The sequence below is a fragment of the Pseudomonas sp. OST1909 genome (genome assembly GCF_015277575.1).
Lineage (GTDB): Bacteria > Pseudomonadota > Gammaproteobacteria > Pseudomonadales > Pseudomonadaceae > Aquipseudomonas > Aquipseudomonas synxantha_A.
The window spans coordinates 4,026,473-4,052,367 of record NZ_CP063780.1; the positions used below are offsets into that span (position 1 = coordinate 4,026,473).

A 25,895-nucleotide genomic window follows, 5' to 3' on the forward strand; every position below is an offset into this window, starting at 1 on the left:
GGTCGGCGTTAACCGTCCTTCTCGATTTCACAGAGTAGCGGATGCTGGCTTTCCCTGGCGTACTGGTTGACCTGCATGGCCTTTGTCTCGGCGATGTCGCGGGTAAACACTCCACATACTGCCCGTCCTTCTGTGTGAACGGCCAGCATTACCTTGGTCGCCAACTCGCGGTTCAGGTTAAAAAACACCTCGAGCACTTCGACGACGAAATCCATCGGTGTGTAGTCATCATTGAACAAAACCACCTTGTACATCGGCGGTGCCTGTAAAGCAGGCTTGGCCTCCTGAACAGCAATGCCTGCAGAACCGTCGTCGTCATGTTCCTGATCCGGGCGATCCTGATTGAATGTTAGTCGAATCTGGCTATTTGCATGCATGGAAAGAAAGGTTCGTCAGTGGTTCAATTACAGTGGTGGGGGCGAGCTGTCAGAATTTCAACTCTGACCGACTGGTCGCCTTGACTATCGGCAAATCGGTGTTACAACCAATAGAGCCCACAGTGGGTAAAAAAGGTCCGCGCAGTCAACCTTATTTATTCGGGTTAGGACGGATAAACTGGATGATACTCCAGTGATGGAGTCTGGTGCAGAGGGATATGGGAATGGCTAGTGGTAAGGTCAAGTGGTTCAACAATGCCAAGGGGTACGGCTTCATTAATGAAGACGGCAAGACTGAAGACCTTTTTGCGCATTATTCAGCAATAATGATGGAAGGCTACAAGACACTGAAAGCGGGTCAGCCTGTCTGTTTCGAGTTAATTCAGGGCCCCAAGGGCATGCATGCCGTGAATATCCATGCGCACGTCACCCCTACACCCCCCGCAAAAACGGAAGCGCCTGCCCGAAAACCAAAAAAGCAACTGGCCTGATCAGCCACTGAGCAAGGTCTTGAAAGCCAAACCGGCCATTCTGAGCCATCAGAATGGCCGGTTTTTTTCTGCCTGTTTACATATGTTTGATCAGCGCATCACCAAAGCCCGACGACGACACCAACGTAGCGCCATCCATCAGGCGCTCAAAGTCATAGGTCACGGTCTTGGCCGAAATCGCACCGTTGGTGCCCTTGATGATCAAGTCAGCCGCCTCGACCCAGCCCATATGACGCAGCATCATTTCCGCCGACAGAATCAATGAGCCCGGGTTGACCTGGTCCTTGCCCGCATACTTGGGCGCAGTACCGTGAGTGGCTTCGAACATCGCCACGGTGTCCGACAGGTTGGCTCCCGGCGCGATACCAATACCACCAACCTCCGCCGCCAAGGCATCGGACAAGTAGTCGCCATTGAGGTTGAGCGTGGCGATCACGTCATATTCAGCCGGACGCAGCAGGATCTGCTGGAGCATGGCATCGGCAATCGCATCCTTGACCACTACATTCTTGCCGGTCTTGGGGTTCTTGAACTGCATCCACGGGCCGCCGTCGAGCAGCGTCGCGCCGAATTCTTCAGCCGCCACTTCGTAGGCCCATTCCTTGAAGGCACCTTCGGTGAACTTCATGATGTTGCCTTTGTGCACAATGGTCAGCGAGTCGCGGTCGTTATCGACTACATACTGCAGGGCCTTGCGCGCCAGGCGCTTGGTACCCTCTTTCGACACCGGCTTGACGCCAATCCCGCAATCCTGGTCGAAACGGATCTTGGTAACGCCCATTTCCTCCTTGAGGAACTTGATCACCTTGATCGCCTCAGGCGAACCGGCTTTCCACTCGATACCCGCGTAAATATCCTCGGAGTTCTCACGGAAGATGGTCATGTCCACATCGCCTGGCTTCTTGACCGGGCTGGGCACGCCTTCAAACCAGCGCACCGGGCGCAGGCACACATACAGGTCGAGTTGCTGACGCAGGGCCACGTTCAGCGAGCGAATACCACCGCCGACCGGCGTGGTCAGCGGGCCCTTGATGGACACCACGTAATCCTTGACCGCGTCCAGGGTTTCCTGGGGCAACCAGGTGTCCTGGTCGTAGACCTGGGTCGCCTTTTCGCCGGCATACACCTCCATCCACGAGATTTTGCGCTTGCCGCCGTAAGCCTTTTCAACAGCTGCGTCGACTACCTTGATCATCACCGGGCTGATGTCGACGCCAATACCGTCACCTTCGATATAGGGGATGATCGGTTGGTCAGGAACATTGAGAGAATGGTCTGCATTGACGGTGATTTTGTCGCCGACTGCCGGAACCTGAATCTTCTTGTATCCCATGCTGAACTCCATCTATGGATTGAACATCTGGCTGCATTCGAGCCTACTCCAGATAAATGGCGACCGAAACCTCGCGCCATGCTCATTTGCATCGAAAACAGCATAAATTGTCGCCTACAAGCCCGAAAGCAAAGGGAAAAGTGCCAATCTTGAGCACAACGTGCGACTTTAGGCGTAACGCAGCACCTGCGACCTTTAGACCAATGGACGACACACCTTTTGTATGAAGGCTCTGCGTAAGCATAGCGACCTATGTATAATGCCGCCGCTGACCAAAGAGTCACGACGGTTGACCGCTCTAGACAGTAGCCTTCAGCCAGAAAGCAGGACTATTACAATAGTCCAAACGCTTGACGCTCGACTGATGCAACCCAACATCACCGCGAAGAAACCTCGACATTTCGCTCATGGATGACTTTGAACGAACGCGCTCCACCCGGCGCATCTCGAGTTTCTGCGCACGCTTTCAGCAAAGAAGAGAGTTAATCCGAATATGCCCACCCGCTCGAAGATCATCTACACCTTCACCGACGAAGCTCCAGCCCTCGCCACCTATTCACTGTTGCCTATCGTAGAGGCCTTCACCGCTTCCGCTGATATTGCCGTTGAAACCCGCGACATCTCCCTCGCAGGGCGCATCCTCGCAAGCTTCCCCGAGCAACTGGGCACCAAGGCTATCCCGGACCACCTCGCCGAACTGGGCGACCTGGCCGTAACCCCTGAAGCCAACATCATCAAGCTGCCTAACATCAGTGCCTCGACCCCGCAGCTGCAAGCCGCGATCAAGGAACTGCAGGCCCAGGGCTACGCCCTGCCGGACTACCCGGAAACCGTAACCACCGACGCGGAAAAAGAAACCCGTGCACGTTACGACAAGGTCAAGGGCAGCGCCGTGAACCCGGTACTGCGCGAAGGCAACTCCGACCGCCGCGCGCCGCTGTCGGTCAAGAACTACGCACGCAAGCACCCTCACAAGATGGGCGCCTGGGCTGCCGACTCCAAGTCGCACATTGCCCACATGAGCAATGGTGACTTCTACGGCAGCGAAAAAGCCGTACAGATCGAAGCCGCCGATGCTGTCAAAATTGCGCTGGTTGCTCAGGACGGCACCACCACCGTCCTGAAAGAAAAGACCAGCGTCCAGGCCGGCGAGATCATCGACACCGCCGTGTTGAGCAAGAAAGCGCTGCGCAGCTTCATCGCCGCTGAAATCGAAGACGCCAAGAAGCAAGGCGTGCTGCTGTCGGTCCACCTTAAAGCCACCATGATGAAGGTCTCCGACCCGATCATGTTCGGCCAGATCGTTGCCGAGTTCTATAAAGATGCCCTGGCCAAGCACGCTACCGTGCTTGAGCAGATCGGCTTCAACCTGAACAACGGCATCGGCGACCTGTATGCCCGCATCAAGGCCCTGCCGGCCGACCAGCAAGCGCAGATCGAAGCCGACATCCAGGCCGTCTACGCCGCTCGTCCTGCCCTGGCGATGGTCAACTCCGACAAAGGCATCACCAACCTGCACGTGCCGAGCGACGTGATCGTCGACGCCTCGATGCCAGCCATGATCCGTGACTCCGGCAAGATGTGGGGCACCGACGGCCAGCTGCACGACACCAAGGCTGTGATCCCGGATCGCTGCTACGCCACTATTTACCAGGCAGTCATCGAAGACTGCAAGGCCAATGGCGCCTTCGACCCGACCACCATGGGCAGCGTGCCAAACGTTGGCCTGATGGCCAAGAAAGCCGAAGAGTACGGTTCCCACGACAAGACCTTCCAGATCAAGGCTGACGGCGTTGTTCGCGTCACCGACAGCCAGGGCAACCTGCTGATGGAACAGAAAGTCGAGGCCGGCGATATCTTCCGCATGTGCCAGACCAAAGACGCGCCGATCCAGGACTGGGTCAAGCTCGCCGTCAACCGTGCCCGCGCCAGCAACACCCCGGCCATTTTCTGGCTGGACCCCAAGCGCGCTCACGATGGCGTAGTGGTCGAGAAAGTTCAGGCGTACCTGAAAGACCACAACACCGAAGGCCTGGACATCCGCATCATGGCCCCGGTCGATGCGATGAAGTTCACCCTGGAGCGCACCCGCAAAGGCCTGGACACCATTTCGGTGACCGGTAACGTGCTGCGCGACTACCTGACCGACCTGTTCCCGATCATGGAACTGGGCACCAGCGCCAAGATGCTGTCGATCGTGCCGCTGATGAACGGCGGCGGCCTGTTCGAAACCGGCGCTGGCGGTTCGGCGCCCAAGCACGTTCAGCAGCTGCTGGAAGAAAACTTCCTGCGTTGGGACTCCCTGGGCGAGTTCCTGGCCCTGGCCGCTTCCCTTGAGCACCTGGGTGTGACCTACAACAACCCCAAAGCCTTGGTACTGTCCAAGACCCTGGACCAGGCTACCGGCCAGTTCCTGGACAACAACAAGTCGCCATCGCGTAAAGTCGGCAACATCGACAACCGCGGCAGCCACTTCTACCTGGCGCTGTACTGGGCCCAGGCCCTGGCTGCCCAAACCGAAGACGCTGCACTGCAAGCGCAGTTCGGCGAACTGGCAAAAACCCTGGCCGAGAACGAAGCAACCATCGTTGCCGAGCTCAACGCCGTACAGGGCAAGCCCGTGGACATCGGCGGCTACTACGCACCGAACCCCGAGTTGACCAGCAAGGCCATGCGCCCAAGCAACACCCTCAATGCGGCGATTGCCAAGTTGAAGTAAGGTTGTAAGGATGCAAAGAAGCCCCGGCCCAGTGCCGGGGTTTCTGTTTGCAGGGACTTCATTGAAGAAACCCAATCAAGTGTGGGAGCTGGCTTGCCTGCGATTACAGCCTGTCAGTTCATACAGGTGCAGCTTACCCACCGCCATCGCAGGCAAGCCAGCTCCCACATTGACCGAGTCACCTTCCCGATACCGAGGCTTGCAATGACCTGGCTTCCCCATATCACCGTCGCCACCATCGTCGAAGACAACGGCCGCTTCCTGATGGTTGAAGAACTCAAGGGCGGCCGCGCCGTGCTCAACCAGCCCGCCGGCCATCTGGACCCGAACGAAACCCTGACCGAAGCGGCCGTGCGCGAAACCCTCGAAGAAACCGGCTGGGATGTCGAGCCCACTGGCATCGTCGGCATTTACCTGTACACCGCACCGAGCAATGGCGTGACCTATCAGCGCGTATGCTTTATCGCCAAGGCGCTGAAACATCACCCGGATTATCAACTCGACGAAGGCATCCTGCGCGCCCGCTGGCTGACCCGTAACGAGCTGATGACCGTGCGCGATGACTGGCGCAGCGAGCTGATCATCCGCTGTATCGATGATTATCTGGCCGGCCACCGGCACAGTCTCGAATTGATCCGCCCTTCTCTTTAGCCTTAGCGGCTCGGGCCTGATAGAATCGCGTCCTTTTTCAAGACACCCGTTGAAACCCTATGCGTGATCCAGCCCCTTCTGACACACAAAAGAAGCGCGTCATCGTCGGTATGTCCGGCGGCGTGGATTCTTCCGTTTCCGCCGTTCTGCTCATGGAGCAGGGTTATGAGGTGGAAGGCCTGTTCATGAAGAACTGGGAAGAAGACGATGGAACCGAATACTGCACCGCCATGGACGACCTGGCGGACGCCCAGGCCGTGTGCGACAAGATCGGAATCAAGCTGCACACTGCCAACTTCGCCGCCGAGTACTGGGACAACGTGTTCGAGCACTTCCTGGCCGAATACAAGGCCGGCCGCACGCCGAACCCGGATATCCTGTGCAACCGCGAGATCAAGTTCAAGGCGTTCCTCGACTACGCCATGATGCTTGGCGCCGACCTGATTGCCACGGGCCACTACGTGCGCCGTCGCGATATCGATGGCCGCACCGAATTGCTCAAGGGCCTGGACCCGAACAAGGACCAGAGCTACTTCCTGCACGCCGTCGGCGGCGAACAGATCGCCAAGACCCTGTTCCCGGTCGGCGAGCTGGAAAAGCCCGAAGTGCGCAGGATCGCCGAGCAACACGGCCTGGCCACCGCCAAGAAGAAAGACTCCACCGGGATCTGCTTTATCGGCGAGCGCCGCTTCAGCGATTTCCTCAAGCAGTACCTGCCGGCACAGCCGGGCGAGATCAAGACCACTGACGGCGAAGTGATCGGCCGTCACCATGGCCTGATGTACCACACCATTGGCCAGCGCCAGGGCCTGGGCATCGGCGGCCTGAAAGACGCCGGTGAAGAGCCTTGGTACGTGCTGGTCAAGGATCTGGAAAACAACGTGCTGGTGGTCGGCCAGGGCAACGAACATCCATTGCTGTTCTCCGGCGCCCTGCTCGCTTCCGAGATCTACTGGGTCAACCCGATCGACCTGAGCACGCCACGCCGCCTGACCGCCAAGGTGCGCTATCGCCAGAGCGACCAGCCGTGCACCCTGGAAAAAACCGCCACAGGTTACCGCGCGACCTTCGATGACCCGCAACGCGCGGTCACCCCAGGCCAATCCGTGGTGTTCTACGACGGCGAAATCTGCCTGGGCGGCGGCGTGATTGAAGTTGCGCAAGCCTGGAGCCATCCGGCATGAGCCCGACCCAGGAGCAATTGACGGCGCTTGGCGGGGTATTCCTGGCCGCCGTACTGGTGGACAAGATCGCCAAGACCGGCCAGGTCACCGAGGCCGGCCTGACGTGCATGCTCGGCAGCCTGCTAGTGGTTGATCCGAAGGATACCCTGGACGTGTACGGCGGCGACGACCTGAGCCTGCGCGAAGGTTATCGCGCCCTGATCGGCGCCCTCGAACGCGACCCAAGCACCCTGCAGCGCGAGCCGTTGCGCTACGCCCTGTCGATGCTCGGCCTGGAACGGCAGCTAGCCAAGCGCGACGACCTGCTGGAAACCATCGGCAAGCGCCTGCCGCAAATCCAGTCTCAGGTTGAGCACTTCGGCCCGGCCCACGAAAACGTAATCGCGGCCTGTGGGGCGCTTTACCAGGACACCTTGAGCACCTTGCGCCAACGGATCCAGGTCCACGGCGACATGCGCAACCTGCAGCAACCCAATAACGCCTCGAAGATCCGCGCGCTGCTCCTGGCCGGCATTCGTTCGGCGCGGTTGTGGCGGCAGTTGGGCGGACATCGCTGGCAACTGGTGATCAGCCGACGCAAATTGCTCAAAGAGCTTTACCCGTTGATGCGCAACGAATAAGTCGCATCAGCAGGCCATTTTCAAGCCGTTACGCGTAATACGCCGGTCAGTTGGCAACGGACCGGCGGATTTTTTCATGTATGATACGCGCCCCATTTCGTTGCCCGACTGTCCGAGAACACCCCATGCAGCTCTCTTCGCTCACTGCGGTTTCCCCTGTTGACGGCCGCTACGCCGGCAAAACCCAGGCCCTGCGCCCTATTTTCAGCGAATACGGTTTGATCCGTGCGCGTGTACTGGTTGAAGTGCGCTGGCTCCAGCGCCTGGCCGCTCACCCTGCCATCGGCGAAGTGCCGGCGTTTTCCGCCGAGGCCAACGCTGTATTGAACACCCTGGCGGAAAACTTCTCCCTGGAGCACGCCGAGCGTGTGAAAGAGATCGAGCGCACCACCAACCACGACGTCAAAGCCATCGAGTACCTGCTCAAAGAGCAAGCGGCCAAGCTGCCGGAACTGGCCCAGGTCAGCGAATTCATCCACTTTGCCTGCACCAGCGAGGACATCAACAACCTGTCCCACGCCCTGATGCTGCGTGAAGGCCGTGATGACGTGATGCTGCCGCTGATGCGCCAGACCGCCAACGCGATCCGTGAACTGGCGATCCGTTTCGCTGATGTGCCGATGCTCTCGCGCACCCACGGCCAGCCGGCTTCGCCGACCACCCTGGGCAAAGAACTGGCCAACGTGGTGTACCGCCTGGAGCGCCAGATCGCTCAAGTGGCCGCCGTGCCATTGCTGGGCAAGATCAACGGCGCCGTGGGCAACTACAACGCCCACCTGTCGGCCTACCCCGAGATCGACTGGGAAGCCAACGCCCGCGCCTTCATCGAAGACGAGCTGGGTCTGGGCTTCAACCCTTACACCACGCAGATCGAACCCCACGACTACATTGCCGAGCTGTTCGACGCGATTGCGCGCTTCAACACCATCCTGATCGACTTCGATCGCGATATCTGGGGCTACATCTCCCTGGGCTACTTCAAGCAGCGCACCATTGCCGGTGAAATCGGCTCGTCGACCATGCCGCACAAGGTCAACCCGATCGACTTCGAGAACTCCGAAGGCAACCTCGGCATCGCCAACGCGCTGTTCCAGCACCTGGCCAGCAAGTTGCCGATCTCTCGCTGGCAGCGCGACCTGACCGACTCCACCGTACTGCGCAACCTCGGTGTCGGCTTTGCCCACAGCGTGATCGCGTACGAAGCCAGCCTCAAAGGTATCAGCAAGCTTGAGCTCAACGAGCAGAAAATCGCCGCTGACCTGGATGCCTGCTGGGAAGTCCTGGCCGAGCCGATCCAGACCGTGATGCGTCGCTACAACATCGAAAACCCGTACGAAAAACTCAAAGAACTGACACGCGGCAAGGGGATCACCTCTGAAGCGCTGCAGACTTTCATCGACGGCCTGGACATGCCAGCTGCCGCCAAGGCCGAGCTGAAACTGCTCACCCCGGCCAACTACATCGGCAACGCTGTAGAGCAAGCCAAGCGCATCTGATTACCGCAAGACCCTTGAGACGCCCGGCCGCGCCGGGCGTTTTTATTCCAGTCTTAAAAGTGCTTTTTTTCAATAGGTTACACATGAATCCTGATATCCCTCTTCAACTTCTGGGCGGCATCACGGCACGGGAATTCCTGCGCGACTACTGGCAGAAGAAACCCCTGCTGATCCGTCAGGCCATCCCTGACTTCGAAAGCCCGATCGACGCCGACGAACTGGCAGGCCTGGCCCTGGAAGAAGAAGTCGAATCGCGCCTGGTGATCGAACACGGCGAGCGCCCGTGGGAACTGCGTCGCGGCCCATTCGCCGAAGATGCCTTCAGCGCCCTGCCAGAGCGTGAGTGGACCCTGCTGGTGCAAGCGGTCGACCAGTTCGTGCCGGAAGTCGCCGAACTGCTGGAGCACTTCCGTTTCCTGCCAAGCTGGCGTATCGACGATGTGATGATCAGCTTCGCCGCGCCCGGCGGCAGCGTCGGTCCGCACTTCGATAACTACGATGTGTTCCTGCTGCAAGCCCAGGGCAAGCGCAACTGGAAGATCGGCCAGATGTGCAGCTCCGAAAGCCCGCTGCTGCAACACGCTGACCTGCGCATCCTCGCCGAATTCGAAGAAAGCGCCGAATGGGTGCTGGAGCCAGGCGACATGCTCTACCTGCCACCGCGCCTGGCGCACTTCGGCATTGCCGAAGACGATTGCATGACCTACTCGGTGGGTTTCCGCGCCCCGAGCGCCGCCGAAGTGCTGACCCACTTCACCGACTTCCTCAGCCAGTACCTGACTGACGAAGAGCGCTACACCGACGCCGACGCCCAGCCGGTCAGCGACCCACACCAGATTCAGGTCGACGCTCTGGACCGCCTCAAGGGTCTGCTGGCTGAGCACATGAGCGACGAGCGCATGTTGCTGACCTGGTTCGGCCAGTTCATGACCGAGCCGCGCTACCCGGAACTGGTCGCTGGTGAAGAACTGGGCGAAGAAGACTTCATCAACAGCCTGCAAGATGGCGCGATTCTGGTACGCAACCCAAGCGCGCGCCTGGCCTGGTCTGAAGTCGACGACGATGTATTGCTGTTTGCCAGTGGCCAGAGCCGTTACCTGCCCGGCAAGCTGCGTGAACTGCTGAAGCTGGTGTGCTCGGCCGACGCACTGCACAGCGAAAACCTCAGCGTATGGCTGGCCGACGAAGACGGCCGCGACCTGCTGTGCGAACTGGTCAAGCAAGGCAGCCTGGGGTTCGCGGATGAATAAGATTCACGTAAGTGTCGCGGACTGGCGAAAGGATATCGACGAGATTCGGCGCATTCGTGAAGCGGTATTTATCGCCGAGCAATCGGTTCCAGCCGAGCTCGAGTGGGATGCGGACGACGCTGGCGCCATGCATTTCCTCGCATTCGAAGGCGACTTTCCGATTGGTACCGCACGCCTGCTGCCCAGCGGCGAGATTGGTCGCGTGTCGGTGCTCAAGGACTGGCGCGGGCTGAAGGTGGGCGACAAGCTGATGGAAGCGGTGATTGGGGTGGCTGAAAAGCGCGGCCAGACCCGGCAGTTTCTCAGTGCGCAGGTGTATGCGGCGGCGTTTTATGAGCGGTTGGGTTTCAAGATTATCAGTGATGAGTTTCTTGAAGTCGGGATTCCGCATGTGGACATGGAGCGCGAGGGCTGACCCGAGTCCGCGTCGCCTGCATCGCAGGCAAGCCAGCTCCCACACTGACCGCATTCCAAAGGTTGTACTCGGTCAAGTGTGGGAGCTGGCTTGCCTGCGATAGCGATTTCAGCAACACCGCAAATGCCCTGCCATGCCAGGGCATTTTGCCGTCTACGATTCAACTTGCGACCCTTCAGGCCGACAAACTGGCACTATCAAGCCAAATGACTCGCAGAGATAACGGACATGTCCCTACGCACCTTGCTCACCGCCCTGCTCCTGACCGCCAGTGTTTCGGCCATGGCTGCCACCGAGGTCGTCAACCTGAGCAACCGCACCAGCGCCGACCTGCTGCCCGTGGCGCAGAACTTCATCGGCAAGGACGGCACCGTCAGCGCCTACGGCAACCAGCTTATCGTTAACGCCGACCCTGCGAAGATCGAGGGCTTGCGTACCCTGCTCTCCCAACTGGACACGCCGGCCAAGCGCCTGCTGATCACCGTCGACACCAACGAAACCAACCAGCAGAACAGCGGCGACAGCCAGACCCGCATCATCAGCTATGGCACCGTCAGCCGCGATGGCGGCATCCAGCAGATCCAGGCCAGCGAAGGCGTGCCGGCGCTTATTCAGATCGGCCAGAGCGTTCCGCTGACCACCACGCACCAGGATGGTTATGGCCGCCTGCAGAACCAGACCCAGTATCGCAACGTCACCCAGGGCTTTTACGTCACAGCCAGCGTCACCGGCGAGACCGTACACCTGGCTATCAGTACCAACCGTGACCGTATGAGCCAGGAACGTCCTGATGTAGTGAACGTGCAAAGCACCGACACAACCGTCAGCGGGCGCTTGGGCGAATGGATTACCCTGGCTGGCATCAATGGCGAAACCCAGGCCGACAAATCTTCTACAACCCGCAACTACTCTACTCAGGGCCGCGATGACCTGACGGTGCGGGTCAAGGTCGACACCCTGAACTGAAGCACCAAAAACTGACTGGCGAGTCGTATTAGACCAAAGATGTAGTGCCTTGAAAAAAGCACTACAAAACATTTGACGATCCAAAAAAGCATGGGCATGATGGCCTCGCTCCCGCTAATCAGGGGCCCTGGCAAGGGCCTTCGGATCGCCGCTCCAAGTTACCCACCTGAGCCGATTCGTGTCTGTACCGCCCACAAGGCACGTTGGACGAGGTTGCGACTGGAACGAAGTTGTCCCGAGGGACGGAAGCTAACCAGGTAACCCGGCTACGCACTGATGAATCGTACAAAGGCCCACGACGCCCGAAGACCGTTTGCAGTTTGCCCTTACCTGCTCAACTCCGCCTTGAGGCAATCGTTCATCCCGTCGCCTACCCCGCCGAACTTGACTTGAACACCCAAGCTTCTGGTCAGCGAGCAGCCATCACCACGCACTTTCTACGTGGCTGGCAAATGGAATTTTCCACCTAGACCTATGCGACGAGGTTTTTCCCCATGGCACTGACACGCGAACAGCAAATTGCAGCCCTTGAAAAAGATTGGGCTGAAAACCCACGCTGGAAAGGCGTGACCCGCGCTTATTCCGCTGCTGACGTCGTCCGCCTGCGTGGCTCGGTCCAACCTGAGCACACCTTTGCAAAACTCGGCGCCGAGAAGCTGTGGAAGCTGGTCACCCAAGGTGCCAAGCCGTCCTTCCGTCCCGACAAAGATTTCGTCAACTGCATGGGTGCCCTCACTGGCGGCCAGGCAGTCCAACAGGTAAAAGCCGGCATCCAGGCGATCTACCTGTCCGGCTGGCAAGTGGCAGCGGACAACAACTCCGCTGAATCCATGTACCCCGACCAGTCGCTGTACCCGGTGGACTCGGTTCCAACCGTGGTCAAGCGCATCAACAACTCGTTCCGTCGTGCCGACCAGATCCAGTGGAAAGCCGGCAAGAACCCGGGTGACGAAGGCTACATCGACTACTTCGCGCCAATCGTGGCTGACGCCGAAGCCGGTTTCGGTGGCGTACTCAACGCCTACGAGTTGATGAAGAGCATGATCGAGGCAGGCGCTGCCGGCGTGCACTTCGAAGACCAGCTGGCTTCGGTGAAGAAATGCGGCCACATGGGTGGCAAGGTATTGGTGCCGACCCAGGAAGCTGTGCAGAAGCTGACCGCCGCCCGCCTGGCCGCTGACGTTGCCGGTACTCCGACCATCATCCTGGCCCGTACCGACGCCAACGCGGCAGACTTGCTGACCTCGGACTGCGACCCGTACGACCAGCCGTTCGTCACCGGCGAACGTACTCAGGAAGGCTTCTATAAAGTACGCGCCGGTCTCGACCAGGCGATTGCCCGCGGCCTGGCCTATGCCCCCTACGCCGACCTGATCTGGTGCGAAACCGCCAAGCCGGACCTGGACGAAGCCCGTCGTTTCGCCGAAGCGATCAAGAAGGAATACCCAGACCAACTGCTGTCCTACAACTGCTCGCCTTCCTTCAACTGGAAGAAGAACCTGGACGACGCGACTATCGCCAAGTTCCAGCGCGAGCTGTCGGCCATGGGCTACAAGCACCAGTTCATCACCCTGGCCGGCATTCACAACATGTGGCACAGCATGTTCAACCTGGCGCATGACTACGCCCGCAACGACATGACTGCCTACGTGAAGCTGCAGGAGCAGGAATTCGCTGACGCCGCCAAAGGCTACACCTTCGTGGCGCACCAGCAGGAAGTGGGTACCGGCTACTTCGACGACATGACGACCGTGATCCAGGGCGGCACCTCGTCCGTGACCGCGCTGACCGGTTCGACCGAAGAAGAGCAGTTCCACTAAGTAACGCGTACACGGCCACTGCGGCCCCAGGGAAGACCTAACCGCAGTGCCGCACAACAATCACGCCCCGACTGGTTCGGGGCGTTTTTTTGCCTGAAAAAATCTGACTGACATAATGCAGAGCAGATGTGGGAGCTGGCTTGTCGGGTCGCCGCATCGCTGCGATGGCGGCGTGCCAGTCACCACATTCTTTTGCTGACACACCGCCATCGCGGGCAAGCCCGGCTCCCACAGAGACCGAGTCGGGTGCTTTTTACGCAAAACATTGATCCAGAGCGGTATTCGCACACATCCAATCGGTTAAAAGAACCGTTGCGACAACTAAGCGACACTCAAGCAAGTAACGGCAACTTCCCCCGCCACATGAGAAACAATCGCTTAAACCCCACGCAAACAATATTCATTATCATTTGGCGCCTGAAAACTTCGTTACAGCTTAAACAAAACATAATTGATGAAAAGCCCGCTAATGCCCACGGCATAAGGGCTACAGCCTCAAGAAGGTGCACTATGTGCTTATTCCACCGAATAATTTCGCCCTGGGAATTTTACTTGCCCGGTGTTTAGCCATAAAATCACCGCGATTGATTGCAGTGCGACATATCGTCACTGCATCGTTACTTTTTCGAGCTCAGAGACCTTTGCTCTCTGTTAAGGATTTCCAGCATGACCGACGCGACAGGACTCATGGCCCACAACTGGGGCTTTGCCATTTTCCTCCTCGGTGTAGTGGGCCTTTGCGCCTTCATGCTTGGCGTCTCCAGCCTACTCGGGTCAAAAGCCTGGGGCCGCAGCAAAAACGAACCGTTCGAGTCCGGCATGCTACCTACAGGTGGTGCCCGCTTGCGGCTCTCAGCCAAATTCTATCTGGTCGCGATGCTCTTCGTGATCTTCGATATCGAAGCCCTCTTTCTCTTTGCATGGTCTGTGTCCGTCCGCGAAAGCGGCTGGACCGGATTCGTCGAAGCTCTCGTTTTCATAGCAATTCTGTTGGCAGGTCTTGTCTACCTGTTCCGAGTGGGCGCCCTTGACTGGGCTCCGGAAGCTCGTCGCAAGCGGCAGGCGAAGCTGAAACAATGAGGCTTTGGCAATGCAATACAATCTCACCAGGATCGACCCGGATGCTCCTAACGAGCAGTACCCCATCGGCGAACGGGAAACCGTTTCCGACCCGTTAGAAGACCAAGTCCACAAAAACATCTACATGGGCAAGCTGGAAGACGTGCTGAGTGGCGCGGTCAACTGGGGGCGTAAAAACTCCCTGTGGCCGTACAACTTCGGCCTTTCGTGCTGCTACGTGGAAATGACCACCGCCTTCACGGCGCCCCACGACATCGCGCGCTTTGGTGCCGAAGTGATCCGGGCATCACCGCGCCAGGCGGATTTCATGGTTATCGCCGGTACCTGCTTCATCAAGATGGCGCCGATCATCCAGCGTCTCTATGAGCAAATGCTCGAACCGAAGTGGGTCATCTCCATGGGTTCGTGCGCCAACTCCGGTGGCATGTACGACATCTACTCGGTCGTTCAAGGGGTGGACAAGTTCCTGCCCGTGGACGTCTACGTGCCTGGCTGCCCGCCCCGCCCTGAAGCTTTTCTGCAAGGCTTGATGCTGTTGCAGGAATCGATCGGCAAGGAGCGTCGCCCACTGTCCTGGGTCGTCGGTGATCAAGGTGTGTACCGCGCCGAGATGCCGTCCCAAAAGGAACAGCGCCGCGAACAGCGAATCGCAGTCACCAATCTGCGCAGCCCCGACGAAGTCTGATCCAGCCCGCTTCTTTTATAGAACGAAAACCTGGCTTCATTCTTTACGTTGACCGAAAGCGATAAAAAACCATGACTACAGGCAGTGCTCTGTATATCCCGCCTTATAAGGCAGACGACCAGGATGTGGTTGTCGAACTCAATAACCGTTTTGGCCCTGACGCCTTCACCGCCCAGGCCACACGCACCGGTATGCCGGTGCTGTGGGTGGCGCGCGCCAGGCTCGTCGAAGTCCTGACCTTCCTGCGCAACCTGCCCAAGCCGTACGTCATGCTCTATGACCTGCATGGCGTGGACGAGCGTCTGCGCACCAAGCGCCAGGGGCTGCCGAGCGGCGCCGATTTCACCGTGTTCTACCACCTGATGTCGCTGGAACGTAACAGCGACGTGATGATCAAGGTCGCCCTGAGCGAGAGCGACCTGAGCATCCCGACCGTCACCGGTATCTGGCCGAATGCCAGCTGGTACGAGCGTGAAGTCTGGGACATGTTCGGCATCGACTTCCCTGGCCACCCACACCTGACGCGCATCATGATGCCGCCGACCTGGGAAGGTCACCCGCTGCGCAAGGACTTCCCTGCCCGCGCCACCGAATTCGACCCGTACAGCCTCAACCTCGCCAAGCAGCAGCTTGAAGAAGAAGCAGCGCGCTTCCGTCCGGAAGACTGGGGCATGAAACGCTCCGGCACCAACGAGGACTACATGTTCCTCAACCTGGGCCCGAACCACCCTTCAGCTCACGGTGCCTTCCGTATCATCCTGCAACTGGACGGCGAAGAAATCGTCGACTGCGTCCCGGACATCGGCTACCACCACCGTGGCGCCGAGAAGATGGCCGAGCGTCAGTCCTGGCACAGCTTCATCCCGTACACCGACCGTATCGACTACCTCGGCGGCGTGATGAACAACCTGCCGTACGTGCTCTCGGTCGAGAAGCTGGCCGGCATTAAAGTGCCGGACCGCGTCGACACCATCCGCATCATGATGGCCGAGTTCTTCCGCATCACCAGCCACCTGCTGTTCCTGGGTACCTATATCCAGGACGTCGGCGCCATGACCCCGGTGTTCTTCACTTTCACCGACCGTCAGCGCGCCTACAAGGTCATCGAAGCCATCACCGGTTTCCGCCTGCACCCGGCCTGGTACCGCATCGGCGGCGTGGCCCACGACCTGCCGAACGGCTGGGAGCGCCTGGTCAAGGAGTTCATCGACTGGATGCCCAAGCGTCTGGACGAGTACCAGAAAGCCGCGCTGGACAACAGCATCCTCAAGGGCCGCACCATCGGCGTTGCGCAGTACAACACCAAGGAAGCCCTGGAATGGGGCGTCACTGGTGCCGGCCTGCGTTCCACCGGTTGCGACTTCGACCTGCGTAAAGCCCGCCCGTACTCCGGCTACGAGAACTTCGAGTTCGAAGTACCGCTGGCGGCCAATGGCGATGCCTACGACCGTTGCATCGTGCGCGTCGAAGAAATGCGCCAGAGCCTGAAGATCATCGAGCAGTGCATGCGCAACATGCCGGCTGGCCCGTACAAGGCGGATCACCCGCTGACCACGCCGCCGCCCAAAGAGCGCACGCTGCAACACATCGAAACCCTGATCACGCACTTCCTGCAGGTTTCGTGGGGCCCGGTCATGCCGGCCAACGAATCCTTCCAGATGATCGAAGCGACCAAGGGTATCAACAGTTATTACCTGACGAGCGATGGCGGCACCATGAGCTACCGCACCCGGATTCGTACTCCAAGCTTCGCCCACTTGCAGCAGATCCCTTCGGTGATCAAAGGCGAGATGGTCGCGGACTTGATTGCGTACCTGGGTAGTATCGATTTCGTTATGGCCGACGTGGACCGCTAAGCATGAACAGCACGCTTATCCAGACAGACCGTTTCACCCTCAGTGAAACCGAGCGCTCGGCCATCGAGCACGAGCTGCATCACTACGAAGACCCGCGCGCGGCGTCGATCGAAGCCTTGAAGATCGTCCAGAAGGAACGTGGCTGGGTGCCCGACGGCGCCCTTTACGCCATCGGCGAGATCCTCGGCATCCCCGCCAGCGACGTTGAAGGCGTGGCGACGTTCTACAGCCAGATCTTCCGTCAGCCAGTCGGCCGTCACATCATTCGCGTGTGCGACAGCATGGTCTGCTACATCGGCGGCCATGAGTCCGTGGTCAGCGAAATCCAGGCCAAGCTCGGCATCGGCCTCGGCCAGACCACCGCCGACGGCCGCTTCACGCTGCTGCCGGTGTGCTGCCTGGGCAACTGCGACAAGGCGCCGGCGTTGATGATCGACGACGACACATTCGGTGACGTACAGCCTGCTGGCGTGACCCAATTGCTCGAGGGCTACCCATGACCCTGACCTCTTTCGGCCCGGCCAACCTGATCAAGCGTTCGGCCGAGACCCACCCGCTGACCTGGCGCCTGCGAGACGACGGCGAGCCGGTATGGCTCGACGAATACCAAGCCAAGAACGGTTACGCCGCTGCGCGCAAAGCCTTCGCCGACATGGCCCAGGACGATATCGTCCAGACCGTCAAAGACGCCGGCCTCAAGGGCCGCGGCGGCGCAGGCTTCCCCACGGGTGTGAAGTGGGGCCTGATGCCCAAGGACGAATCCATCAACATCCGCTACCTGCTGTGCAACGCGGATGAGATGGAGCCCAACACCTGGAAAGACCGCATGTTGATGGAGCAACTGCCCCATCTGCTGATCGAAGGCATGTTGATCAGCGCCCGTGCGCTCAAGACCTACCGTGGCTACATCTTCCTGCGTGGCGAGTACACCACCGCCGCCAAGCACCTCAACCGTGCAGTGGCAGAAGCCAAGGCTGCGGGCCTGCTGGGCAAGAACATCCTCGGGTCCGGCTTCGACTTCGAACTGTTCGTGCACACCGGCGCCGGGCGTTATATCTGTGGTGAAGAAACCGCACTGATCAACTCCCTCGAAGGTCGCCGCGCCAACCCGCGCTCCAAGCCGCCCTTCCCCGCCGCCGTAGGCGTGTGGGGCAAGCCGACCTGCGTGAACAACGTCGAGACCCTGTGCAACGTGCCGGCGATCATCGCCGACGGCGTGGACTGGTACAAATCGTTGGCTCGCGAGGGCAGCGAAGACATGGGCACCAAGCTCATGGGCTTCTCCGGCAAGGTCAAGAACCCTGGCCTGTGGGAGCTGCCGTTCGGCGTGACCGCACGCGAGCTGTTCGAGGACTACGCCGGCGGTATGCGCGACGGCTACACCTTGAAAGCCTGGCAGCCAGGCGGCGCCGGCACCGGCTTCCTGCTTCCTGAGCACCTGGACGCACAAATGTATGCCGGCGGCATCGGCAAGGTGGGCACCCGGATGGGTACCGGCCTGGCAATGGCGGTCGACAACACCGTGAACATGGTCTCGCTGCTGCGCAACATGGAGCAGTTTTTTGCCCGTGAGTCCTGCGGTTTCTGCACCCCATGCCGCGACGGTTTGCCGTGGAGCGTCAAGCTGCTGATGGCCCTGGAAAATGGCGAAGGCCGCGAGGGTGACATCGAAACCCTGCTGGGCCTGGTCGGCTTCCTCGGCCCAGGCAAGACCTTCTGTGCTCACGCACCGGGCGCCGTAGAGCCATTGGGCAGCGCAATCAAATACTTCCGCTCGGAGTTCGAAGCCGGCATCGCGCCCACCAGCGCCGCCGTCCCGCCTCTGGCGAAGCCGATCGTAGTCGGCGCGTAACGCTTAAACAGGCGAAGGGTCCGTGCCCTTCGCCTGCTCATGTGCTGACGCCGTCAAGGCTGTGTAGATGCACATGAATAACAAGATTCCATTAGCCACGCCCGCTGACAACGGGCCAACGAAGAACTTTGAACCATGGCCACTATCCACGTAGACGGCAAAGCGCTCGAAGTCGATGGGGCGGACAACCTGTTACAGGCGTGTCTGTCACTCGGCCTCGATATCCCGTATTTCTGCTGGCACCCCGCGCTCGGTAGCGTCGGTGCCTGTCGCCAGTGTGCGGTCAAGCAATACACCGACGAGAACGACACCCGTGGTCGTATCGTCATGTCCTGCATGACCCCAGCCACCGACAACACCTGGATCTCCATCGACGATGAAGAATCCAAGGCGTTCCGCGCCAGCGTTGTCGAATGGCTGATGACCAACCACCCCCACGACTGCCCGGTCTGTGAGGAAGGCGGTCACTGCCACCTGCAAGACATGACGGTGATGACCGGCCACAACGAGCGCCGTTATCGCTTCACCAAGCGTACCCACCAGAACCAGGACCTCGGCCCGTTCATTTCCCACGAAATGAACCGCTGCATCGCCTGCTACCGCTGCGTGCGCTTCTATAAAGACTACGCCGGCGGCACCGACCTGGGCGTCTTCGGCGCCCACGACAACGTGTACTTCGGTCGCGTTGAAGACGGCGTGCTTGAGAGCGAGTTTTCCGGCAACCTCACCGAGGTCTGCCCGACCGGTGTGTTTACCGACAAGACTCACTCCGAGCGCTACAACCGTAAGTGGGACATGCAATTTGCGCCGAGCATCTGCCATGGCTGCTCCAGCGGTTGCAACATCTCCCCGGGCGAGCGCTACGGCGAACTGCGTCGTATCGAAAACCGCTTCAACGGTTCGGTCAACCAGTACTTCCTGTGCGACCGTGGCCGTTTCGGCTATGGCTACGTCAACCGCGAAGACCGCCCACGCCAGCCGCTGCTGGCCGATGGCGCCAAGCTGAGCCTGGACGCCGCGCTGGATAAAGCCGCCGACCTGCTGCGCGGGCGCAATATCGTCGGTATCGGTTCGCCGCGTGCCAGCCTCGAAAGCAACTTCGCGTTGCGCGAGCTGGTCGGTGCCGAGCACTTCTACTGCGGTATCGAAGCCGGCGAGCTGGAGCGCATCCGCCTGGTCCTGCAAGTGCTGAACGACAGCCCGCTGCCGGTTCCGAACATGCGCGACATCGAAGACCACGATGCCATCTTCGTGCTCGGTGAAGACCTGACCCAGACCGCTGCGCGCATTGCCCTGTCGCTGCGCCAGTCGGTCAAAGGCAAGGCCGAAGAAATGGCTGACGCCATGCGCGTACAGCCGTGGCTTGACGCGGCGGTGAAAAACATCGGTCAGCACGCGCTGAACCCGCTGTTTATCGCCTCGCTGGCTGAAACCAAGCTCGACGACATCGCCGAAGAATGCGTGCACGCCGCACCGGACGACCTGGCACGCCTCGGTTTCGCCGTGGCCCACGCCCTCGACGCCAGCGCGCCTGCCGTCGACGGCCTGGACACCGAAGCCGTCGAACTGGCCCAGCGCATCGCCGACGCCCTGCTGGCCGCCAAGCGCCCGTTGATCATTGCCGGTACCTCGCTGGGTTCCAAGGCGCTGATCGAAGCCGCCGCCAACATCGCCAAGGCCCTGAAGCTGCGCGACAAGAACGGCTCCATCAGCCTGGTGGTGCCGGAAGCCAACAGCCTGGGCCTGGCCATGCTCGGTGGCGAGTCCCTGGACGCCGCCCTGCAAGCAGTGACCGACGGAAACGCCGACGCCATTGTGGTATTGGAAAACGACCTGTACACCCGCACCGCTGCCGCCAAGGTTGACGCTGCACTGGACGCTGCCAAAGTCCTGATCGTGGCCGACCACCAGAAGACCGCCACCAGCGAGCGCGCCGACCTGGTGCTGCCAGCCGCCACCTTCGCCGAAGGCGACGGTACCCTGGTCAGCCAGGAAGGCCGCGCCCAGCGCTTCTTCCAGGTGTTCGATCCGAAGTACATGGATGCCAGCATCCTGGTGCACGAAGGCTGGCGCTGGCTGCATGCCCTGCGCGCCACCCTGCTGAACCAGCCGATTGACTGGACCCAGCTCGACCACGTCACCGCAGCCACCGCTGCGAGCGCGCCGCAGTTGGCCCGCATCGTCGACGCTGCACCGTCCGCCGCGTTCCGTATCAAGGGCCTGAAACTGGCCCGTGAACCGCTGCGCTACTCCGGTCGTACCGCCATGCGCGCCGACATCAGCGTGCACGAACCGCGTACCCCGCAAGACATCGACACTGCGTTCGCCTTCTCCATGGAAGGTTACTCGGGCTCGGCCGAGCCGCGTCAGCAGGTGCCATTTGCCTGGTCGCCGGGCTGGAACTCGCCGCAGGCCTGGAACAAGTTCCAGGACGAAGTCGGTGGTCACATCCGTGCTGGCGACCCGGGCACCCGCCTGATCGAAAGCACCGGTGACTCGCTGAACTGGTTCACTGCGGTACCGCGTCCGTTCAACCCGGCGCCGGGCACCTGGCAGGTCGTGCCGTTCTTCCACCTGTTCGGCAGCGAAGAGACCTCTTCCAAGGCCGCGCCGGTGCAGGAACGCATCCCTGCGGCCTACGTGTCGCTGGCCAAGTCCGAAGCCGACCGCCTGGGCGTCAACGACGGTGCCCTGCTCAGCCTTAACGTGGCCGGCCAGACCCTGCGCCTGCCGCTGCGTATCAACGAGGAGTTGGGCGCTGGCCTGGTTGCACTGCCTAAAGGCCTTGCCGGCATTCCGCCCGCTATCTTTGGCCAAACCGTTGACGGTCTGCAGGAGGCAGCGCAATGACCTGGTTCACGCCGGAAGTAATTGACGTGATCATCTCGGTGGTCAAGGCCATCGTGATCCTGTTGGCCGTGGTCGTCGCGGGCGCGCTGCTCAGCTTCGTCGAACGTCGCCTGCTGGGCTGGTGGCAGGACCGTTACGGTCCGAACCGCGTTGGCCCATTCGGCATGTTCCAGATCGCGGCCGACATGCTGAAAATGTTCTTCAAGGAAGATTGGACCCCGCCGTTCGCCGACAAGGTGATCTTCACCCTGGCACCGGTGGTGGCCATGAGCGCCTTGCTGATCGCCTTCGCGATCATCCCGATCACCCCGACCTGGGGCGTGGCGGATCTGAACATCGGCTTGCTGTTCTTCTTCGCCATGGCCGGTCTGTCGGTGTATGCGGTGCTGTTCGCCGGTTGGGCCAGTAACAACAAGTTCGCCCTGCTGGGCAGCTTGCGGGCCTCGGCCCAGACCGTGTCCTACGAAGTGTTCATGGGCCTGGCCCTGATGGGCATCGTGGTGCAGGTCGGCTCGTTCAACATGCGCGATATCGTCGAGTACCAGGCACAGAACCTGTGGTTCATCATTCCGCAGTTCTTTGGCTTCTGTACCTTCTTCATCGCTGGCGTGGCCGTGACTCACCGTCACCCGTTCGACCAGCCGGAAGCGGAGCAGGAACTGGCCGACGGTTACCACATTGAATATGCCGGCATGAAGTGGGGCATGTTCTTCGTCGGTGAGTACATCGGCATCATCTTGATCTCGGCCCTGCTGGTCACGCTGTTCTTCGGCGGCTGGCACGGTCCGTTCGGCATCCTGCCGCAGTTGGCCTTCTTCTGGTTCTTCTTGAAGACCGCGTTCTTCATCATGCTGTTCATCCTGCTGCGCGCCTCGATTCCGCGCCCGCGCTATGACCAGGTGATGGATTTCAGCTGGAGATTCTGCCTGCCGCTGACCCTGATCAATTTGCTGGTGACGGCTGCCGTCGTGTTGTTGAACACGCCAGCTGCCGCGGTTCAGTGAGGATTTGACCCATGTTCAAATATATTGGCGACATCGTTAAGGGTACCGGTACCCAGTTGCGAAGCCTGGTGATGGTGTTCGGTCACGGCTTTCGCAAACGCGACACCCTGCAATACCCCGAAGAAGCGGTCTACCTGCCGCCGCGTTATCGCGGCCGCATCGTACTGACCCGCGACCCCGATGGCGAAGAGCGTTGCGTAGCCTGCAACCTGTGCGCCGTGGCGTGCCCGGTGGGTTGCATCTCCCTGCAGAAAGCTGAAACCGAAGACGGTCGCTGGTACCCGGACTTCTTCCGTATCAACTTCTCGCGCTGCATTTTCTGCGGCCTCTGCGAGGAAGCTTGCCCGACCACCGCGATCCAGCTCACACCGGATTTCGAGATGGCCGAGTTCAAACGTCAGGACCTGGTGTACGAGAAAGAAGATCTTTTGATCTCTGGTCCCGGTAAAAACCCTGATTACAACTTCTATCGTGTTGCAGGTATGGCCGTTGCCGGTAAGCCGAAGGGCGCCGCACAAAACGAAGCCGAGCCGATCAACGTGAAGAGCTTGCTGCCTTAAGGAAGAAAGATGGAATTCGCTTTCTATTTCGCATCGGGTATTGCAGTGGTGTCCACGCTTCGCGTGATCACCAACACCAACCCCGTGCACGCCCTGCTCTACCTGATCATTTCGCTGATCGCCGTGGCCATGACCTTCTTCAGTCTCGGCGCACCGTTCGCCGGTGTACTGGAAGTGATCGCCTACGCCGGCGCCATCATGGTGCTGTTCGTGTTTGTGGTGATGATGCTCAACCTGGGTCCGGCTTCGGTCGCCCAGGAGCGCGTCTGGCTCAAGCCCGGCATCTGGCTCGGCCCGGTTGTCCTCGCAGCGTTGCTGCTGGGTGAACTGCTGTATGTACTGTTCGCTCACCAGAGCGGCCAGGCCATCGGCCACACCACCGTAGACGCCAAAGCCGTGGGCATCAGCCTGTTCGGCCCGTACCTGCTGGTGGTCGAGCTGGCTTCGATGCTGCTGCTCGCCGCAGCCATCACCGCCTTCCACTTGGGCCGCAACGAAGCCAAGGAGCAATGACGATGCCTGCTATCCCTTTGGAGCATGGTCTGGCGGTCGCCGGCATCCTGTTCTGCCTTGGCCTGGTTGGCCTGATGGTGCGCCGTAACATTCTGTTCGTGTTGATGAGCCTGGAAATCATGATGAACGCCGCGGCACTGGCGTTCATCGTGGCGGGCGCACGTTGGGGCCAGCCGGATGGACAAGTCATGTTCATCCTGGTGATCAGCCTGGCAGCCGCCGAAGCCAGTATTGGCCTGGCGATCCTGCTGCAGCTGTATCGTCGCTTCCACACGCTTGATATCGACGCTGCCAGTGAGATGCGCGGATGAACATGATCTTTCTGACTTTCGTATTCCCCCTGATCGGTTTCCTGCTGCTGTCGTTCTCTCGCGGGCGCTGGTCGGAAAACCTCTCGGCCTTGATCGGCGTGGGCTCCATCGGCCTGTCGGCCATCGTGGCCGCCTACGTCATCTGGCAATTCAACGTGGCGCCGCCAGAAGGCGGTCACTACACCCTGGTGCTGTGGCAGTGGATGTCGGTGGAGGGCTTCAAGCCCAACTTCGCCCTCTACGTCGACGGCCTGTCGATCACCATGCTCGGCGTGGTGGTGGGTGTAGGCTTTTTGATCCACCTGTTCGCGTCCTGGTACATGCGCGGCGAAGCGGGCTACTCGCGTTTCTTCTCGTACACCAACCTGTTTATCGCCAGCATGCTGTTCCTGGTACTCGGCGATAACCTGTTGTTCCTGTACTTCGGCTGGGAAGGCGTGGGCCTGTGCTCGTACCTGTTGATCGGTTTCTACTACAGCAACCGCAACAACGGTAACGCAGCACTCAAGGCGTTTATCGTCACCCGTATCGGCGACGTGTTCATGGCCATTGGCTTGTTCATCCTGTTCCAACAGGTGGGCACGCTGAACATTCAGGAACTGCTGGTGCTGGCACCGCAGAAATTCCAGGTCGGCGACTTCTGGATCACCTTGGCGACCCTGATGCTGCTGGGCGGCGCCGTGGGTAAATCCGCGCAACTGCCGCTGCAAACCTGGCTGGCGGATGCGATGGCCGGCCCTACACCGGTTTCGGCACTGATCCACGCCGCGACCATGGTGACCGCCGGTGTCTACCTGATCGCCCGTACCCACGGCCTGTTCACCCTGGCACCGGACATCCTGCACCTGGTAGGCATCGTCGGTGGCGTGACCCTGGTACTGGCCGGCTTCGCCGCGCTGGTGCAGACCGACATCAAGCGTATCCTCGCCTACTCGACCATGAGCCAGATCGGCTACATGTTCCTGGCCCTGGGCGTTGGCGCCTGGGACGCGGCGATCTTCCACCTGATGACCCACGCGTTCTTCAAGGCCCTGCTGTTCCTCGCCTCCGGTGCGGTGATCGTCGCCTGCCACCACGAGCAGAACATCTTCAAGATGGGCGGCCTGTGGAAGAAACTGCCACTGGCCTACGCCAGCTTCATCGTCGGTGGTGCCGCCCTGGCCGCCCTGCCGCTGGTGACCGCCGGTTTCTACTCCAAGGACGAAATCCTCTGGGAAGCGTTTGCCAGCGGTAACCAGAACCTGCTCTACGCAGGCCTGGTGGGTGCGTTCATGACCTCGCTGTACACCTTCCGCCTGATCTTCATCACCTTCCACGGTGAAGCCAAGACCGAAGCGCACGCAGGCCACGGCATCTCCCACTGGCTGCCACTGTCGGTGCTGATCATCCTGTCGACCTTCGTCGGCGCCATGATCACTCCACCACTGGCCGGCGTATTGCCAGAAAGCGTCGGCCATGCCGGCGGCGCAGACAAGCACAGCCTGGAAATCGCCTCGGGCGCCATTGCCATCGCCGGTATCCTGCTGGCCGCCCTGCTGTTCCTCGGCAAGCGTCGCTTCGTGACCGCCGTGGCCAACAGTGGCATCGGGCGCTTCCTGTCGGCCTGGTGGTTCGCTGCCTGGGGCTTCGATTGGCTCTACGACAAACTGTTCGTCAAGCCATACCTCGCCATCAGCCATGTACTGCGCAAAGACCCGCTCGACCAGACCATCGGTTTGATCCCGCGCGCCGCCAAGGCTGGTCACACAGCCCTGAGCCGCAGCGAGACCGGCCAATTGCGTTGGTATGCAGCGTCCATGGCGGCCGGTGCCGTGCTGGTGATCGGCGCCATCGTCGTGGTAGCGGTCTGACTATGTTTAAGT

At 60.2% G+C, this 25,895-nt stretch carries 23 protein-coding genes; 21 read left to right on the plus strand and 2 right to left on the minus strand.

The features are described from left to right. Window positions 1–8 precede the first annotated feature (8 nt). Window positions 9–377, minus strand: a complete 369-nt coding sequence (clpS, locus tag IH404_RS17355; RefSeq protein ID WP_005789091.1) for an ATP-dependent Clp protease adapter ClpS — start codon at window positions 375–377, stop codon at window positions 9–11. A gap of 218 nt (window positions 378–595) precedes the next feature. Here clpS and cspD point away from each other — a divergent pair, with 218 nt between their 5' ends. Further along, the gene (gene cspD, locus IH404_RS17360; protein ID WP_277953054.1) at window positions 596–868 is read left to right on the plus strand and encodes a cold shock domain-containing protein CspD; all 273 of its coding nucleotides are present in this window, start codon (window positions 596–598) and stop codon (window positions 866–868) included. 76 nt (window positions 869–944) lie between these two features. Here cspD and icd read toward each other — a convergent pair whose 3' ends face one another. Then, on the minus strand, window positions 945–2,201 hold the full coding sequence (gene icd, locus IH404_RS17365) for an NADP-dependent isocitrate dehydrogenase (RefSeq protein ID WP_005789095.1): 1,257 nt from the start codon (window positions 2,199–2,201) through the stop codon (window positions 945–947). Between the two features lie 493 nt (window positions 2,202–2,694). Here icd and IH404_RS17370 point away from each other — a divergent pair, with 493 nt between their 5' ends. From IH404_RS17370 to nuoL, 20 genes are all read left to right on the plus strand, one after another. Beyond that, entirely contained in the window at window positions 2,695–4,920 is a 2,226-nt protein-coding gene (locus tag IH404_RS17370) for an NADP-dependent isocitrate dehydrogenase (protein ID WP_005789097.1), read from the plus strand. A gap of 204 nt (window positions 4,921–5,124) precedes the next feature. Then, the gene (locus tag IH404_RS17375; RefSeq protein WP_194438588.1) at window positions 5,125–5,571 is read left to right on the plus strand and encodes an NUDIX hydrolase; all 447 of its coding nucleotides are present in this window, start codon (window positions 5,125–5,127) and stop codon (window positions 5,569–5,571) included. Between the two features lie 59 nt (window positions 5,572–5,630). Continuing rightward, window positions 5,631–6,755: a tRNA 2-thiouridine(34) synthase MnmA gene (gene mnmA, locus IH404_RS17380; protein WP_005789102.1), complete on the plus strand. Its 1,125-nt coding sequence runs from the start codon at window positions 5,631–5,633 to the stop codon at window positions 6,753–6,755. After that, the gene (gene hflD, locus IH404_RS17385) at window positions 6,752–7,375 is read left to right on the plus strand and encodes a high frequency lysogenization protein HflD (protein ID WP_005789104.1); all 624 of its coding nucleotides are present in this window, start codon (window positions 6,752–6,754) and stop codon (window positions 7,373–7,375) included. Before mnmA ends, hflD begins: the two co-directional genes overlap by 4 nt. A gap of 125 nt (window positions 7,376–7,500) precedes the next feature. After that, window positions 7,501–8,871: an adenylosuccinate lyase gene (gene purB / locus IH404_RS17390; protein WP_005789106.1), complete on the plus strand. Its 1,371-nt coding sequence runs from the start codon at window positions 7,501–7,503 to the stop codon at window positions 8,869–8,871. An 83-nt stretch (window positions 8,872–8,954) separates the two neighbouring features. Continuing rightward, window positions 8,955–10,121, plus strand: coding sequence for a cupin domain-containing protein (locus IH404_RS17395; protein ID WP_005789108.1), 1,167 nt, complete (start codon window positions 8,955–8,957; stop codon window positions 10,119–10,121). Continuing rightward, window positions 10,114–10,536 carry a GNAT family N-acetyltransferase gene (locus IH404_RS17400; protein ID WP_194438590.1) on the plus strand — a complete coding sequence of 141 codons (423 nt, stop codon included), beginning with the start codon at window positions 10,114–10,116 and terminating at the stop codon, window positions 10,534–10,536. The genes IH404_RS17395 and IH404_RS17400 overlap by 8 nt, the downstream gene beginning before the upstream one ends. A 228-nt stretch (window positions 10,537–10,764) precedes the next feature. Next, window positions 10,765–11,502 carry a secretin N-terminal domain-containing protein gene (locus IH404_RS17405; RefSeq protein WP_005789111.1) on the plus strand — a complete coding sequence of 246 codons (738 nt, stop codon included), beginning with the start codon at window positions 10,765–10,767 and terminating at the stop codon, window positions 11,500–11,502. A gap of 494 nt (window positions 11,503–11,996) precedes the next feature. Beyond that, entirely contained in the window at window positions 11,997–13,322 is a 1,326-nt protein-coding gene (gene aceA, locus IH404_RS17410; RefSeq protein WP_005789113.1) for an isocitrate lyase, read from the plus strand. 666 nt (window positions 13,323–13,988) lie between these two features. Then, window positions 13,989–14,402 carry an NADH-quinone oxidoreductase subunit A gene (locus IH404_RS17415; RefSeq protein WP_003192109.1) on the plus strand — a complete coding sequence of 138 codons (414 nt, stop codon included), beginning with the start codon at window positions 13,989–13,991 and terminating at the stop codon, window positions 14,400–14,402. Between the two features lie 10 nt (window positions 14,403–14,412). Then, window positions 14,413–15,087, plus strand: a complete 675-nt coding sequence (locus IH404_RS17420) for an NADH-quinone oxidoreductase subunit B (protein ID WP_003174719.1) — start codon at window positions 14,413–14,415, stop codon at window positions 15,085–15,087. A 71-nt stretch (window positions 15,088–15,158) separates the two neighbouring features. Beyond that, the gene (gene nuoC, locus IH404_RS17425; RefSeq protein ID WP_005789116.1) at window positions 15,159–16,943 is read left to right on the plus strand and encodes an NADH-quinone oxidoreductase subunit C/D; all 1,785 of its coding nucleotides are present in this window, start codon (window positions 15,159–15,161) and stop codon (window positions 16,941–16,943) included. Window positions 16,944–16,945: 2 nt separating this feature from the next. Continuing rightward, window positions 16,946–17,443, plus strand: a complete 498-nt coding sequence (nuoE, locus tag IH404_RS17430) for an NADH-quinone oxidoreductase subunit NuoE (RefSeq protein ID WP_003232080.1) — start codon at window positions 16,946–16,948, stop codon at window positions 17,441–17,443. Next, entirely contained in the window at window positions 17,440–18,795 is a 1,356-nt protein-coding gene (gene nuoF / locus IH404_RS17435) for an NADH-quinone oxidoreductase subunit NuoF (RefSeq protein ID WP_005789119.1), read from the plus strand. Before nuoE ends, nuoF begins: the two co-directional genes overlap by 4 nt. Window positions 18,796–18,930: 135 nt before the next feature. Continuing rightward, the gene (gene nuoG, locus IH404_RS17440) at window positions 18,931–21,645 is read left to right on the plus strand and encodes an NADH-quinone oxidoreductase subunit NuoG (protein WP_005789121.1); all 2,715 of its coding nucleotides are present in this window, start codon (window positions 18,931–18,933) and stop codon (window positions 21,643–21,645) included. Then, window positions 21,642–22,649, plus strand: a complete 1,008-nt coding sequence (gene nuoH / locus IH404_RS17445; protein WP_003192116.1) for an NADH-quinone oxidoreductase subunit NuoH — start codon at window positions 21,642–21,644, stop codon at window positions 22,647–22,649. Before nuoG ends, nuoH begins: the two co-directional genes overlap by 4 nt. 11 nt (window positions 22,650–22,660) lie before the next feature. Continuing rightward, window positions 22,661–23,209, plus strand: coding sequence for an NADH-quinone oxidoreductase subunit NuoI (gene nuoI, locus IH404_RS17450; RefSeq protein ID WP_003174725.1), 549 nt, complete (start codon window positions 22,661–22,663; stop codon window positions 23,207–23,209). Between the two features lie 9 nt (window positions 23,210–23,218). After that, entirely contained in the window at window positions 23,219–23,722 is a 504-nt protein-coding gene (gene nuoJ, locus IH404_RS17455; protein ID WP_003174726.1) for an NADH-quinone oxidoreductase subunit J, read from the plus strand. Window positions 23,723–23,724: 2 nt separating this feature from the next. Further along, window positions 23,725–24,033, plus strand: coding sequence for an NADH-quinone oxidoreductase subunit NuoK (nuoK, locus tag IH404_RS17460; RefSeq protein ID WP_003174727.1), 309 nt, complete (start codon window positions 23,725–23,727; stop codon window positions 24,031–24,033). After that, complete coding sequence (nuoL, locus tag IH404_RS17465) at window positions 24,030–25,883, plus strand: NADH-quinone oxidoreductase subunit L (protein WP_005789126.1); 1,854 nt, start codon at window positions 24,030–24,032, stop codon at window positions 25,881–25,883. The genes nuoK and nuoL overlap by 4 nt, the downstream gene beginning before the upstream one ends. Window positions 25,884–25,895 lie beyond the last annotated feature (12 nt).